Source organism: Alishewanella sp. BS5-314 (assembly GCF_025377695.1).
Taxonomy (GTDB): domain Bacteria; phylum Pseudomonadota; class Gammaproteobacteria; order Enterobacterales; family Alteromonadaceae; genus Alishewanella; species Alishewanella aestuarii.
Genome location: NZ_JACEHJ010000001.1, coordinates 69,209 through 82,301, shown reverse-complemented (window position 1 = coordinate 82,301; position 13,093 = coordinate 69,209). Strand labels below are relative to the sequence as shown.

The 13,093-nt window shown below is 53.4% G+C and carries 15 protein-coding genes; 5 read left to right on the top strand and 10 right to left on the bottom strand.

Annotated elements, in window-relative coordinates; genetic code table 11:
• Nucleotides 1-61: 61 nt before the first annotated feature.
• On the bottom strand, nucleotides 62-556 hold the full coding sequence (locus H1D31_RS00370) for a GspH/FimT family protein (protein ID WP_261255115.1): 495 nt from the start codon (nucleotides 554-556) through the stop codon (nucleotides 62-64).
• Nucleotides 557-695: 139 nt separating this feature from the next.
• Complete coding sequence (gene nadE, locus H1D31_RS00365; RefSeq protein ID WP_008608862.1) at nucleotides 696-1,529, bottom strand: ammonia-dependent NAD(+) synthetase; 834 nt, start codon at nucleotides 1,527-1,529, stop codon at nucleotides 696-698.
• A gap of 138 nt (nucleotides 1,530-1,667) precedes the next feature.
• Between nadE and glnB the strand changes: the two genes are divergently transcribed.
• Nucleotides 1,668-2,006, top strand: coding sequence for a nitrogen regulatory protein P-II (glnB, locus tag H1D31_RS00360; RefSeq protein ID WP_008949963.1), 339 nt, complete (start codon nucleotides 1,668-1,670; stop codon nucleotides 2,004-2,006).
• Between the two features lie 28 nt (nucleotides 2,007-2,034).
• Here the strand turns inward: glnB and H1D31_RS00355 are convergent, their stop codons facing one another.
• From H1D31_RS00355 to H1D31_RS00345, 3 genes are read right to left on the bottom strand one after another with little or no spacing between them, the layout of a single operon-like run.
• Nucleotides 2,035-3,543 (bottom strand): FAD-binding domain-containing protein, encoded by a 1,509-nt coding sequence (locus H1D31_RS00355; RefSeq protein WP_261255113.1) that lies wholly within the window; start codon nucleotides 3,541-3,543, stop codon nucleotides 2,035-2,037.
• 2 nt (nucleotides 3,544-3,545) lie between these two features.
• On the bottom strand, nucleotides 3,546-4,886 hold the full coding sequence (locus H1D31_RS00350) for a DASH family cryptochrome (protein ID WP_261255111.1): 1,341 nt from the start codon (nucleotides 4,884-4,886) through the stop codon (nucleotides 3,546-3,548).
• Nucleotides 4,883-6,412: a cryptochrome/photolyase family protein gene (locus H1D31_RS00345; protein ID WP_261255110.1), complete on the bottom strand. Its 1,530-nt coding sequence runs from the start codon at nucleotides 6,410-6,412 to the stop codon at nucleotides 4,883-4,885. The genes H1D31_RS00350 and H1D31_RS00345 overlap by 4 nt, the downstream gene beginning before the upstream one ends.
• 124 nt (nucleotides 6,413-6,536) lie before the next feature.
• On the opposite strand from H1D31_RS00345, the gene H1D31_RS00340 reads away from it, so the two are divergent.
• Entirely contained in the window at nucleotides 6,537-7,145 is a 609-nt protein-coding gene (locus tag H1D31_RS00340; RefSeq protein ID WP_261255109.1) for a DUF2796 domain-containing protein, read from the top strand.
• A gap of 117 nt (nucleotides 7,146-7,262) precedes the next feature.
• On the opposite strand, the gene H1D31_RS00335 is transcribed toward H1D31_RS00340, so the two are convergent.
• The gene (locus H1D31_RS00335) at nucleotides 7,263-7,808 is read right to left on the bottom strand and encodes a DUF3299 domain-containing protein (protein WP_008608847.1); all 546 of its coding nucleotides are present in this window, start codon (nucleotides 7,806-7,808) and stop codon (nucleotides 7,263-7,265) included.
• A gap of 98 nt (nucleotides 7,809-7,906) precedes the next feature.
• Here H1D31_RS00335 and H1D31_RS00330 point away from each other — a divergent pair, with 98 nt between their 5' ends.
• From H1D31_RS00330 to H1D31_RS00320, 3 genes are read left to right on the top strand one after another with little or no spacing between them, the layout of a single operon-like run.
• A complete protein-coding gene (locus H1D31_RS00330) occupies nucleotides 7,907-8,599 on the top strand; it encodes an ABC transporter ATP-binding protein (RefSeq protein ID WP_261255108.1) in 693 nt (230 codons plus the stop codon).
• Nucleotides 8,593-9,849 carry an ABC transporter permease gene (locus tag H1D31_RS00325; RefSeq protein WP_008949957.1) on the top strand — a complete coding sequence of 419 codons (1,257 nt, stop codon included), beginning with the start codon at nucleotides 8,593-8,595 and terminating at the stop codon, nucleotides 9,847-9,849. The genes H1D31_RS00330 and H1D31_RS00325 overlap by 7 nt, the downstream gene beginning before the upstream one ends.
• Nucleotides 9,850-9,858: 9 nt before the next feature.
• Nucleotides 9,859-10,359 carry a DUF1543 domain-containing protein gene (locus H1D31_RS00320; protein ID WP_261255107.1) on the top strand — a complete coding sequence of 167 codons (501 nt, stop codon included), beginning with the start codon at nucleotides 9,859-9,861 and terminating at the stop codon, nucleotides 10,357-10,359.
• Here the strand turns inward: H1D31_RS00320 and H1D31_RS00315 are convergent.
• The 4 genes from H1D31_RS00315 to vapB all read right to left on the bottom strand — a co-directional run bounded on the left by H1D31_RS00315 (nucleotide 10,274) and on the right by vapB (nucleotide 13,082).
• Entirely contained in the window at nucleotides 10,274-11,329 is a 1,056-nt protein-coding gene (locus H1D31_RS00315) for a metal-dependent hydrolase (RefSeq protein WP_261255106.1), read from the bottom strand. The genes H1D31_RS00320 and H1D31_RS00315 overlap by 86 nt on opposite strands.
• 23 nt (nucleotides 11,330-11,352) lie before the next feature.
• The gene (locus tag H1D31_RS00310; RefSeq protein ID WP_261255104.1) at nucleotides 11,353-12,159 is read right to left on the bottom strand and encodes a PEP-CTERM/exosortase system-associated acyltransferase; all 807 of its coding nucleotides are present in this window, start codon (nucleotides 12,157-12,159) and stop codon (nucleotides 11,353-11,355) included.
• Between the two features lie 288 nt (nucleotides 12,160-12,447).
• Nucleotides 12,448-12,849 carry a type II toxin-antitoxin system tRNA(fMet)-specific endonuclease VapC gene (locus H1D31_RS00305; RefSeq protein ID WP_261255102.1) on the bottom strand — a complete coding sequence of 134 codons (402 nt, stop codon included), beginning with the start codon at nucleotides 12,847-12,849 and terminating at the stop codon, nucleotides 12,448-12,450.
• Complete coding sequence (gene vapB / locus H1D31_RS00300; RefSeq protein ID WP_261255100.1) at nucleotides 12,849-13,082, bottom strand: type II toxin-antitoxin system VapB family antitoxin; 234 nt, start codon at nucleotides 13,080-13,082, stop codon at nucleotides 12,849-12,851. The genes H1D31_RS00305 and vapB overlap by 1 nt, the downstream gene beginning before the upstream one ends.
• Nucleotides 13,083-13,093: the final 11 nt, after the last annotated feature.

Genomic DNA, 13,093 nt, shown 5'->3' with positions numbered 1-13,093 from the left:
AGAGCAGCAATGCCAATATGGCGCAGAGCTTTGGCGATGAGCAAGCTAAAGCGAAATCCATTCAGGGGCAGGCGGTATTGATATAATGCAGCCGGCTGCGTCCGGCCTGATTTAATACCAGCCGGTAATGCCAGTTAAAGCGGCTGGGCGGACAGTAATAAAAGGTACCGTTTTCCAGCGCATTTAAACTGCCATCACGGCGAAACTCCAGCTGCTGGCGGTTATAGTTCAGACGATGCCCGCCTGGTAGCGCCGGTAGTTCCCGTAATAGCAATGGTGGTGTCGGCTCTGGCAACTGTAACGTCAACCTAATGGGATCGTGCTGCCAGTTGCCCAGACATTGATTGCCGCTGACCGGGCACATGCGTACCGGTTGCAGGTGGCTACTGGCTTGCAGCCTGGCAAAATGTATATGGCGGCTGAATTGCTGCACATAACTTTTGGCGCGCTGTTGGTGGATCAGTTCATCCATCGCCGGCGCACCGATGGATAGCAAGATAGCTAAAACCGCTAACGCGATCAGTAGTTCAAGTAAGGTTAACCCAAGTTGGCGCATATCCAGACTCCTTTGCTACTGCTTTGAAGTCTAGCGCGAAGATATGTTATGTAAAATAAATGTTATTTATATTGTTCTTGGTTGTTATGCTAAAACGCCCTAAAGCGGTAATTCGGCCCGCTTTAGGGGATGAGCGCTGTTACAAAGGGTCGTATACCGTTGGGATCGGTTGGCGCTTATGTTGGGTTTTTTGATAGATCTGCACTAAACGCGCGCTGACCGCCGCATCCACGGCCTTACCTTCCAAAAAGTCATCAATTTGCTGGTAAGTAAGTCCCAAAGCCGCTTCATCGGCCTTTTGCGGCGCCATACATTCCAGATCGGCTGTCGGTGTTTTTTCTACCAGTAGTTCCGGCGCGCCCAGATGCCGTGCCAAGGCCCGGACCTGGCGTTTACTTAAGCCGAACAGCGGTGCCAGATCACAGGCACCGTCACCCCATTTGGTGTAGAAGCCGGTAATATTTTCTGCCGAATGATCGGTACCCAGCACTAAACCGCCTTGCAGCGCCGCAATATGATACTGCGCCAGCATCCGGCAGCGAGCTTTAACATTGCCTTTGGCAAAATCCTGCTGCGCTTCGCCCGGTAACGGCAGGCTCTCAATACCCAGTAAGGTGCTCTGATGCAGCGCATCGGCTGCCGCCTTTATATTGACCGTCACACTAAGACTGGGTTGGATAAAACGCAGCGCCAGCTGCGCTTCTTCTTCATCTTTTTGCACACCGTACGGCAGCCGCACCGCAATAAACTGATAGCCACCACTCTGTTCGCGGTTTAATTCATCCACCGCTAACTGGGCCAGCCGGCCACAAGTAGTGGAGTCAACACCGCCACTGATGCCAAGTACCAGAGTTTTTAAGCCGGCACTTTGCAGCCTCGCTTTAATAAAGTCGACCCGGCGGCGGATCTCAAATTCGACATCGATCTGCGGCAGCACCCGCATTTCCCGGATAATTGCTTGTTCTATGCTCATAGTGGCCTCGCTGTTGGTTATTGATATCTTAACGGATTTATTGCTGAAAGGATCAACAAAATGCGCTCCGACAGCTGAAGCCTGCCGTCTGTTGTATTATACTGCGGCCACTATCTAAGCAGAGCGATGAGTTCTACCATGAAAAAAATTGAAGCCATTATTAAACCCTTTAAGCTCGATGATGTGCGCGAAGCGCTGGCCGATCTGAATATTACCGGCATGACGGTAACTGAAGTTAAAGGCTTTGGCCGGCAGAAAGGCCACACTGAGTTGTACCGCGGCGCCGAATATATGGTGGATTTTTTGCCTAAGGTGAAGCTGGAAATCGTAGTCACTGATGAGCAGGTAGAACGTTGTGTCGAAGCCATTATGACCACAGCGCAAACCGGCCGCATTGGTGATGGTAAGATCTTCGTATTTGATGTGGAGCGGGTGATCCGTATTCGTACCGGTGAGGAAGACGAAGAGGCCATCTAAGCTGCTCCCGTCAGTTTAAGCCAAGGTGTTAGTCGAATAACCCGAGCTGACTGCTCTGCTTTACTGAGCGCCGCTCTGCTGGCCGATTCCGGCTGGCATGGCGCTGAAATACCTGACGCTTTTCCAGTTCAAACTGCCCGCGTTGCTGCGCCAGCCACTGACTGAGTTTCGCTCTGGCTGCGCTTACGGCCTGGCCGGCCGCGACCACCGGTGCCGGATAATCGCGGCCTATCACACAACCGTATTGCTGTTGCAGCGAGCTGCTCATCAACCAGGGCTGATGCAGCCAGCTGTCCGGCACCCGGCGTAGTTCCGGCAGCCATTGCCGGATAAACTCGCCTTTGGGATCTTTTTGCATACTTTGCTTTACCGGGTTATACATACGGTTGGGGTTGATCCCGGTCGTGCCGGCTTGCATCTGTATTTGCGGATAGTGGATGCCCGGCTCGTAGTCGACAAAGCATTGTGCCAGATGTAGTGCCAGCGGCCGCCAGTGCAGCCACAAATGATAACTGGCAAAGGCCACCAACATGGCGCGGCCGCGAAAGTGCAGCCAACCGGTATGTAGCAGCGAGCGCATGGCCGCGTCAATCAGCGGATAGCCGGTCTGACCGCTGGCCCAGGCTTGATACAGCGCCGCATCAAAGGCGTCCTCGCGTAAGCCATCAAAGCCGCGATGCATATTACGCATTTCCACTTCCGGTTCATCTTCCAGCTTCTGTATAAAGTGGCAATGCCAGCGCAGCCGGCTGTAGAACGCCTGCAGCCCGCGTTTTTGCAGTGTGGAATCGCTGGCCTTACGTTGTTGCTCGGTAAGCTGCTGCAGTTGACGGATACTAAGCTGGCCATAAGCCAGAAAGGGGCTGAGGCGGGAGCAGCTGTTTACTGCGCGCGCCGCAAAAGAAATGCCGCCATGATAGTGCTGGCTGCGTTGGTGTAGAAAGCTATCCAGCGTTTGTTGCAGCTGCCAGCCATGCTGCCGCTGCTGACACGCCGGAAAATCGCGGCTACGTTGCGGTACCGGCAGCGGCGCCTGCCAGTTCGCGGCGCAAATAAAAGGTAGCCTCGCCGGGCAGGGGTAAAGCGGTTGGCTTAGCCAATGATCGGCTTGCTCGAACCAGTGATCACGGGAGCTGAGCGTGCGGATCACCGCAAACTGCGGGTATTGCTGCCAGGGCAGAGCCAGTTCTGCCAGTAAACGTGCTACTGCCAGATCACGCTGATAGCTCCATAAATTACCGGTTTCCTGATGGCTATAGACAGCGCTGATCGGAAAGCGGGCACAGAGTTCACGTAGTACCCGGGTCGCGGCGCCATAACATACCAACAGCGGCTGCCCCAGTGCTGTCAGTTGCTGCTGCAGCTGCGTCAGGGCTTCGCTGACAAAGGCCCAGTGCCGTAACGACACATCAGGCTGTTGCCAATAATCTGGCTCGACAATATAGACTGGTAACACGGCGCTGCCATTTTTGGCGGCATAAAACAGCGCGGCGTGGTCTTCGAGGCGCAGGTCGCGTTTAAACCACAGCAGATGCATCGCTAGAGTTCGCTTAACCAGCTGCGCCACTGCGGTAACAGGCGAGCGTGTGCGGCAGGGCGATGCGCTGCCTTACCAACGCCGCTGATGTCCGGCAGCAGCGCCCGTACAAAGGCCGCGTCCGGATCGTACCAGAGCGCCTGCTTAATCGGGTTAAAGGGCCGGGCTTCACTATTACCATAGCCTGCGATATAGGCCCAGTTACCCCAGTTACTGGCCACATCATAATCGAGTAGCCGCTGCTCGAAGTAGGCAGCGCCCAGCCGCCAGTCCAGCGCCAAATCATGCACCAGATAGCTGGCCACATTTTGCCGGCCGCGGTTACTCATTAAACCGCTTTGATTTAACAGCCGCATATTGGCATCGATAAAAGGCACGCCAGTATTACCGGCACACCAGCTGGCAAAAGCATGCTGCTGCGAGTTGTTCAGGCTGGGTTTGCTGTAATCAGCCTTACCGCTGATGCCGGTTTTACTAAACCAGCGCGCCTGATATTTGCGCATTTGCCAGCGGAAAAACTCCCGCCACAGTAATTCAAATTTTAGCCAGTAGGTCGATTCGTTAGCTTCGATCTGCTGTTCAAATTGTTCCACCTGCTGCCAGCAGCGGCGCACCGACAAGGTGCCCAAGCTGAGCGGCGTTGAGAAAAAACTGGCGTAATGCTCACCGATGAGCGCATTGCGGCTGTCTTTGTAATGCAGAATATGCTGGCCCTGCCAGATAAAATGCTTAAGTCGCGCCAGCGCCTTAGTTTCATCCCAGCGCGCCGGAACGCTGTTGCCAAGCCATTGCTGCAGCATCGCCTGCTGCGAGTAAGTGGCGGCAGCTGCCGGGCTTAACCAGTCACCAGCAGGCTGCGTCCTTTGTGGCGGCGTGACCAGCAGGCTTGGCTCCAGCTGTTTGCGAAATTGCGTAAAGCGATCGGGCAAGCGGCCAAGCTCTGGTCTTAGCGTAGCGCCGAGTAGGCTGTTATTATCCTGCAGTTCCAGCGCAAGCGCCGGTGCCAGAGCACGCAGCGCCTGGTATTCCTCCGGTGCCGTTGGCTCATTGGCCAGCAGTCTATCGGCCTGCAGTAGCTCTGCTAACTGTAAAAGCTCGCTGCGGGTATCGCCAAAGCGGATAATCAGACCAATATTGTGCTGTGCCAGGGCCTCAGTGAGCGCCTGAACGGCTTGCAGCTGGGTTTTCAGGCGCCAAAGATTGCTGCGAAACAAGCCATACTGGCGGCCAAAGCACTGCTGCTGCTCAAGCACTACAACGGCAGCGGCAGGCCCCGCTGGCGCCTTTAATAGCGGGTTGTCATCCAGTCGTAAGCTGCTATTTAGTAGTACCAGTGTTGTCATAACTGCTCAATCTGTATTAACCACTGCGCAGCCTGGGCGCGGATCGCCTGTTGCTGCTCCGGCGTTTTGTTATGCCAGTTTTTATAAGCCAGCTGCATCCGTGCATTCTGACCTAATTGCGACTCGTTGCGGGCCAGAAAATCCCAGTACAGCGCATTAAAAGGGCAGGCTTTGGCACCTGTCACCTCTTTCACCTGGTAGTGGCAATGTTTGCAATAGTTGCTCATCCGGTTGATATAGGCGCCGCTGGCGGCATAGGGTTTTGACGCCAGAATGCCACCATCGGCAAATAACGCCATTCCCAGCGTATTGGGCAGCTCAACCCACTCGTAGGCATCGACATAAACCGCCAGATACCAGGCCGTGACTTCATCGATGGCTAAGCCCGCCAGCAAGGCAAAGTTACCGGTAACCATTAAACGTTGAATATGATGCGCATAGCCATGTTGCAGGGTTTGACTGATCGCCTGCTGCATACAGCGCATCTTAGTTCCGGCATGCCAGTAAAACCCGGGCAAAGGTGTATGCGCCTGCAGGAAATTATGGCGGCTGTAGTCTGGCATCATTAACCAATACAGACCGCGGACATATTCGCGCCAGCCAATGAGCTGCCGGATAAAGCCTTCGGCGGCATTCAGGCTGACGCTTTGTTCGCGCCAGGCGGATTCGACTTTCTGGCACATCCAGCGCACATCCAGTAAACCGGCATTCAGGTACATCGAACAGATGCTGTGAAACAAGAATGGCTGCTCCAGCAGCATCGCATCCTGATAATCGCCAAAATTGGCCAGCTGCTGATCAACAAAATGCAAGAACGCCTGCCGGGCAGCTTTACCAGTGACGGCATAGTGAAATTCACCGACGCTGCCGGGATGGTCGGCAAACTCGGTTTCAACCAGCGCCATCACCTGCCGGGTAATGTCATCGGGGCTAAACTGCAATGGCGGAACTTGCTTTAGATCCGGAGGGCAGGCTTTGCGGTTGTCTTTATCATAGTTCCATTGGCCACCGACAGGTTGTTGCTTCGCATCCATCAGTAAGCCGGTGTAGCGGCGCATCTGGCGGTAAAAAAACTCCATCCGCAGCTGCTGGCGATCAGTGGCCCACTGTGCAAACATCGCCGTTGAACAAATAAAGCGGTCATCTTCCAGCACGTGCAGCGGCAGATTAAAACGTTCGCGCCAGCTCAGTATCTCCTGTTGCAACCGGTATTCGCCGCACTCGGTGATGACAATGTCACTGAACTCTTGCTGTTGTAGGGCATAGGCCACGGCATCGGTCATACTGTGAATACCCGGCTGTGCGCCGTATTCCAGATAACAAAGCGCAAAGCCCTGTTGCCGCAAGGTTGCGGCAAAATGACGCATTGCGCTAAACAGTAAAATGATTTTGTGCTTATGATGTTTAACGTAACGGGCTTCGGTTTTCACTTCTGCCATCAGAATCAGGTCGTCAGGACCTGCCTGACGCAGGCTGGCCAGGGCTGGGCTTAATTGATCGCCCAGAATAATAATCAGTTTGCGCATAGCGGCCACAGTTAATCAGAGTTATGGCGAGTACGGGCGTGAGCCCTTTGGCGATCATTCGTTAGCGTTGCAGTCGCGTAAAAACTGAGTATGATGTGACACAATAACATTTGAGGAGAAGGCTATGTCATCAAAATTGATTGCCCTGCTGCTGCCCGCCTTACTGCTGGGCCCGGCTGCGCTGGTTCAGGCGCATCCGGCGCATCAGCACGACAAAGCGCCCAAGGCTGAACAACATAATCACGATCATGATCACAAGCATGCGCACGACCATGATCATGATGACATGACTCAATTGGGTGCTCATGTGCATGGCGCGGCGACGCTGACGTTGGTGCTGGAGGGCAATGAACTGCAACTGGCTTTGCAATCTGCCGCCTACAATATCGTCGGTTTTGAACATGCGCCAAGCAATAACGAGCAACGGCAGGAAATTGCGCTGGCGCTGGATAATCTTGCCCAGGCAACCTGGCTTACCTTAAGCCGCGACGCCCACTGCGAAGTGCAAAGCGCCGATGCTAATACTGATCTGACCGAACCGGGTTACACTGGTCATGGTGATTTTTATGCCAATATCAGTTTGCTGTGTCAAAACCCGGCGCGTTTGCAGCAGTTGGAGCTGGGGTTGTTCAGTCTGACGCCGGCACTGGAAAAGGTGGAGGTGCAGTGGGTGATTAACGGTCGCCAGGGCGCTGCTACAGCAACGCTGAATAACAACAGTATTCGATTCTAACGGCAGTGGTATCGCAAGGCGCTGGAAAGGCAGCACCATAAAAAAAGCCGGTATTGCTAAAACAGCAAACCGGCTTTTTTGTAACTGTTTTTGTTACTATTTTTTATTACGGGGGCGTTACCAGGTATATTCTTCTACCTTATCGGCCTTGATACTGTAAGCCGCGTTGGCTAAGTCATGCGAGACACTGTCGGTGGTAATGGTGCCGCTGATCCAGAATGGTGAATAGATCATATCCGCGCGCAGATTGGACGCGCCGGTAACATAGATAATCTGGTTTGGTGGCGGTGGCGGTACGTGGATACAGGCACCAAAGTAGGGTACCAGGAAGAAACTGGTCACATTTTGTTTGTCATCAAATTCCAGCGGCACAATAAAGCCCGGGATCCGGACCTTAACGTTATTAAATTCCGGTTTTACCTTGGCTGACTGTAAAATTTGCTGCCAGGCCTGGGCAGTAGGGTCATTACCATTGTAGTTATCTTCAAACGGTGAAGGCTGACTATAGTCGTGCGTCACCTCGGGTAAGGACTGGAGTAGCTTCAGGTCCTCTTCCGGCATTAAATCAGTCCATTCAATGGTTTTAACCTCGGCCGCCTGCAGGCTAAAAGCCAACATTGCGGTCAGTACCAAAGAAAACGCAACAGACAACTTGTTGAACATTGGAGTTTCGCCTCTTAATTAACGCATAATACGGCACAGAACACTGCACAGCACATTGCACTATGCTGCGCTATCATAGCATGCAGAAAGGAGACCCTGTGACCACCAAGCCGAAATTTCCTGCGATTGAACTCAAAGATCTTAAATTTTGGTACCAGCCCGGCGGCTGGCAACTGGCCATCCCAAAGTTGTCGCTAAATAGCGGCCAGCACCTCTTTGTACGCGGTGCCTCGGGCAGTGGTAAAACCACGCTATTGAATTTGTTATGCGGTATTACCGTGCCTAACGCTGGTGAAATCTGGTTAAACGGCATGGCGCTGCATCAGCTCAGTGCCTCGCGTCGCGATAAATTGCGCGCTTCGGAGATTGGGGTGGTGTTTCAGCAACTGAACCTAATCCCCTATCTGAGTGTGCTGGATAACGTACTGTTACGCGCTGCCTTTGCCAGGGCGCCGGCCGCAGCAATGCAGCAGCGGGCCCGCGAACTGTTAACAGCACTGGGGCTGGGAGATAATTACTGGCAGCAAAAAGCCAGCCAGTTAAGCGTAGGTCAGCAACAGCGGGTTGCCATTGCCCGGGCTTTACTGACCCAGCCAACCTTACTGATTGCCGATGAGCCCACCTCAGCCCTGGATGCAGATAACCGTGATGCCTTTATGCAGGTATTGCTCAGTGAAGCGGATAAAAGCGGCACTACTGTGATCTTTGTCAGCCATGACAGTCAGTTGCAGCGTTATTTTCATTATCAACTGGCGATGACAGCCCTGGAGCAAGGAGTAGTGGCATGTTAATTAAACTCGCCCGTCTAAGTTTATGGAACCGCCGTGGCACTGTGTTATTAACTCTGTTGTCGCTAACCATCAGTCTGGTGCTACTACTGGGAATTGATCATATCCGTAAAGAAGCCCGCAGTAGCTTTACCAATACGGTGTCTGGTACTGATCTGATCGTCGGTGCCCGCTCTGGTCAGCTGAACTTGTTGCTGTATTCGGTATTCCGGATCGGCAATGCCACCGCGAATGTCAGCTGGGCAACCTATGAGCGGATCAGCCGGCATCCGCAAATCGCCTGGACCATCCCGTTATCGCTCGGCGATTCGCACCGTGGCTACCGGGTATTGGGCACGAATCAGGGCTATTTTGAACATTTCCGCTACGCCTCATCGCAGCAGCTGCAGTTTGCTGAGGGCGTGCCCTTTGCCGGTGTTTATGATGCGGTATTAGGCGCTGAGGTGGCAAAGCGCCTGGGCTATGTGCTGGGGCAGGAAATCGTACTGGCGCATGGTATCGGCGCGGTCAGTTTTTCCGAGCATAAAGACAAGCCTTTTACTGTCGTCGGCATCCTGGCGCCAACCGGCACTCCTGTTGATCAAACTGTACATGTTAGCCTGGAAGGCATTGAAGCCATCCATATCGACTGGCAGCAGGGCGCGCCTATGCCTGGCCGGCAGGTCAGTGCCGAACAGGCGCTGGAAATGGATTTAACTCCCAAGGCAATTACCGCCTTTATGGTGGGGTTGAATTCACGGATGGCCACCTTTGTGGTGCAGCGGCAGATCAATGAGTTTCGCGGCGAACCCCTGACTGCCATCTTACCCGGGGTGGCACTGGCTGAACTGTGGCAGATGCTGGGCATGGTAGAGAATATGCTGCTGCTGATCACCTTATTGGTGCTGGTGGCAGCTTTAGTTGGCATGATGACCACCTTGCTGGCTTCGATGCGAGAGCGGCAACGCGAAATGGCGATTTTACGCGCAGTGGGAGCCAGCCCCTGGTATCTGTTTTGGCTGATCCAACTGGAAGTGCTGTTGCTGACCAGTGTGGCGATGCTTAGCAGTGCCGTCCTACTGCTGGCCGCGCTGTGGGGTGTGCAGGACTATCTGGCGGCGAACTATGGCCTCTTTATCAGCCTGAGCCCCTTTAGTTTACAAAGCCTGTACTGGGCTGGCGGCATTCTGGCTGCAGCTGCGCTACTGGCCTGCGTACCGGCCTTGGTGGCTTATCGCCGTGCCCTGACTGATGGTTTAAGTATTCGTTTATAAGGACAGCTGATGCAGCTATTTTTAGTCTATTTAGGTGGCACCGCACCCGGTGCCAATATTGAACTGCACGATGTGCGTTTTGTGGTCGGTGAGACCATTGAGCAGACTTACCCTCAGCTGCGCCAGCAATGGTTTGGCGAGATTAAAGGTCTGCATCTGGACAGCTATCTGGCGCTACATAATATTGATGGCTATCAGATCCGTCTGTCGACAACGCCGGTTGAGCAGGCGGAAAAGCTGTTTTTTATAAATTTTGGTGGTTATTACCCGGGCAAGATTGCCGAGCAGCATGATTTTATGCTCTGTGTGGCGAAAAGTGCTGCAGAGGCGAAGGCAAGGGCCAAAGCTCAGCTGTTGACCGATGCCGATAGCCCGCACAAAGATGATTTGCTGCAGCTGGACGATTGCCTGCCGTTACAGCAGGCTAGTGGCTACTATATTGAGCTGCTGCCGGGCGGTCAGGCTCAGCCTCTGCGTCCGGACTGGTCAGGTTACGAGGTAATTGGTTAGCGGCACTGAGCTCACCGGTCAGAGTGCGCCACACCCAGCTTACGGTTTCGGCCAGCTGCAGTTGTCGTGGCAAGCGGCTAACCGGTTGCCCCGGCTCCGCGGCCAGCACAAAACTAAAGGCATAGTTTTGTTGTTGCCCCATCCGTAAATCTGTCATTACTACTTGCTCGCCCTGTTGCTCCAGGGCGTAAAAGCCCTGACTAAAGGCGGCCAGCGTCTGCACATCCGGATGCTGCTGATAGCGCTGGTATAACTCAGGGTCCAGTACATAACGCTGAAAAACGATGTCGCTGTTCTTTTCCAGCAGCGAGTAAAAGCCTTCATAGTAAGCGTCTTCGGTGACCAGCAATACCCGCCACAGTAAGGTGTTCAGTGCCGTCGGTACCACCAGCACCCTGGCTTCACTGCTTACCGGCTGCTTGGCAGCAACTTGTAAGACATGCTGCTGCGCAGCCAGGCCCCAGAGTAAATAACAGCTGGAGAACACCAGCGCTGCGGTATTGGCGGCCAGGGCCCTTTTGCCGCGCCACAGCACCCAGGCCAGGCCGAGCAATAATGGCAGCGTATAAAGGGGATCGATAATAAAGATGCTACCCACCGCAAACGGATGATTACTAAAGGGCAGCGCCAGCTGAGTGCCATAGATGGTAAGGGTATCCAGCAGGGGGTGGGTAATTAGCACCAGCCAGATCGCCAGCAACCAATGACGGTATAGCGGCATTTGCTGATGAATTTTACAAATCAGCAGCGCCAGCAGCGGTGATATTAGCGTCAGATAGAACAGCGCATGGCTAAAGCCACGGTGGTACACCATATTACTCAGCGCATCACCGTAGTCGATCAAGATATCCAGATCCGGCAGGGTGCCGGCTACCGCACCCCAGAGCGCGGCTTTTTTAACTGAGCTTTTGCGGCCCACTACAGCAACGGCAACCGCCGAGCCAAGGGCAATTTGGGTTAATGAATCCATAGTGCTATGTAATCCGTCAGATGTTAGCGGATGCCAGAGAGGCTAACTTGCGCCAGTTGCGCCGCCAGCACTTGCCGTAACAGCTTATAATCATCACACAAAGTATAGAGGCTTTTGTTCACATCCAGATAATAGGCAGCACGCTGGCCATTCAGTTCAATTGGCGCACTGATTTGGCGGAATTGAAAGCCGACCCGGTTGAGCATTCTGGCCAGAGCGGGCGCAACCACAGCATAGGCATGCGCTATCCCCTCGCTGTAGGCTTGCTCCAGCGCAGCCAGATACAAACCCGCCGCCAGATAACGGTAATGACTGTTGTTCGGGCTAACTTGTAACGGATTTAACTGGCTCAGTGCCGGATTATGCGGTTGTTGCTGGCGGCGAAATTCACCGGCCAGCGCCAGACGTGATAGTTCACAAATGCTGTCCGGTGCGAAGGCTGCTGGCTGCAATTGTGGTTCGGTAAAACTGCCAGCGAAATAACTAGCTACCGGTAATTGTTCCGCGGCTGAACGGCAATACACCATCCGCATAGTGCCGGCCAGACTGTGGCTTTGCCGGTGTTGTAGCAGATAATGGGCAGAGCGCTGATCGTAGTGATCCTGCTCAATGGCATTGGCATTGGTAGGCTCAAAGCCTAACTCTTCGCAATACACCTGGTGGCGTAAACGATAGCTTTGTTGCTGCTCGTCGCTACTAACGGCGCGCTTGATCTGAAAATCGCGCTGAAACAATAATGCCCAGTGACCACCTTGCTGTGGGAGTGGTTCGCTGGGCACAGCAGTTTGTAGCAGGCTAAGCGCTAAACTGGCCTGAGAATTAGAATGCATGGCGCAACCCTGACAATAGGAAAATGCTGTTTTTGTTGTAATAGCATAAGCCGGCCGGCGCGTCCTGAGTGCGGCATTCTTCCCTGATACAGCTATGCAACTGGCCGCCCATTTTCAGGCGCAGCGCAGCACTGATGCTTACTATGCAGATTTTATTTGCAGAGATCAAACCAGCAAGCGCTTATTTTGCAGCAAATCGCTGCTAAATCACCACAGGACAAGGGAAAATGATGTGAAAATATTTAATTAAATTACCGTTGCCCGGGCTTCCGCTGCGGCTAATAGCGCCTAATTTAGCCAGTTAACTAACCGCAAGCCGGCAACGCGCTCAAACTCGCGCAGATTATTAGTCACGAGCGTTAGGCTTTCACTGCGGGCATGCGCACTGATATGCAGATCATTGACGCCGATAGGGATACCAAGCTGTTCCAGCTCAGCGCGGATTTCGCCATAATGCTGAGCCGCTTTTTCACTGTAAGCTAGTATCTGCAAACGCGAACAAAAATCTTCCACGGCTTGCCGGTTTTGCTCGGGCCGCGCGCTTTTTTCAACGCCGTGACAAAGCTCGGCATAGGTAATGGCGCTAATACACATTAAGCCGGCATATTGGTTAAAGGTTTGCAGTACTTCAAGCGGCCGGCGTTTAATTACATAGATGCAGATATTGGTATCCAGCATATATTTCAGCATTAAAAGGCTTCCCGCTCTTGCTGTTGCTGTGTAGCCCGTTCAGTCATAAAGTCGTCTGTTACCGCAGGGCCTTGCAGAAAAAACGAATCCCAGCTGTTAGCAACCGGCGTTAGGATACGGTCTTTACCGACAACACGCACCACCACCTTTTTTACATCGTCTGGAAAACGCGCTTCAACCGGCAGTCGCACCGCCTGGGTATTGTTATTTTTAAACACTGTACCCGTATCCATATTCACCTCCA

Excerpts from the sequence above, each read along its gene's own strand:
- H1D31_RS00370 (WP_261255115.1), bottom strand. The coding sequence starts at position 556 with ATGCGCCAACTTGGGTTAACCTTACTTGAACTACTGATCGCGTTAGCG.
- nadE (WP_008608862.1), bottom strand. The coding sequence starts at position 1,529 with ATGAGCATAGAACAAGCAATTATCCGGGAAATGCGGGTGCTGCCGCAG.
- glnB (WP_008949963.1), top strand. The coding sequence starts at position 1,668 with ATGAAAAAAATTGAAGCCATTATTAAACCCTTTAAGCTCGATGATGTG.
- H1D31_RS00355 (WP_261255113.1), bottom strand. The coding sequence starts at position 3,543 with ATGCATCTGCTGTGGTTTAAACGCGACCTGCGCCTCGAAGACCACGCC.
- H1D31_RS00350 (WP_261255111.1), bottom strand. The coding sequence starts at position 4,886 with ATGACAACACTGGTACTACTAAATAGCAGCTTACGACTGGATGACAAC.
- H1D31_RS00345 (WP_261255110.1), bottom strand. The coding sequence starts at position 6,412 with ATGCGCAAACTGATTATTATTCTGGGCGATCAATTAAGCCCAGCCCTG.
- H1D31_RS00340 (WP_261255109.1), top strand. The coding sequence starts at position 6,537 with ATGTCATCAAAATTGATTGCCCTGCTGCTGCCCGCCTTACTGCTGGGC.
- H1D31_RS00335 (WP_008608847.1), bottom strand. The coding sequence starts at position 7,808 with ATGTTCAACAAGTTGTCTGTTGCGTTTTCTTTGGTACTGACCGCAATG.
- H1D31_RS00325 (WP_008949957.1), top strand. The coding sequence starts at position 8,593 with ATGTTAATTAAACTCGCCCGTCTAAGTTTATGGAACCGCCGTGGCACT.
- H1D31_RS00320 (WP_261255107.1), top strand. The coding sequence starts at position 9,859 with ATGCAGCTATTTTTAGTCTATTTAGGTGGCACCGCACCCGGTGCCAAT.
- H1D31_RS00315 (WP_261255106.1), bottom strand. The coding sequence starts at position 11,329 with ATGGATTCATTAACCCAAATTGCCCTTGGCTCGGCGGTTGCCGTTGCT.
- H1D31_RS00310 (WP_261255104.1), bottom strand. The coding sequence starts at position 12,159 with ATGCATTCTAATTCTCAGGCCAGTTTAGCGCTTAGCCTGCTACAAACT.
- H1D31_RS00305 (WP_261255102.1), bottom strand. The coding sequence starts at position 12,849 with ATGCTGAAATATATGCTGGATACCAATATCTGCATCTATGTAATTAAA.
- vapB (WP_261255100.1), bottom strand. The coding sequence starts at position 13,082 with ATGGATACGGGTACAGTGTTTAAAAATAACAATACCCAGGCGGTGCGA.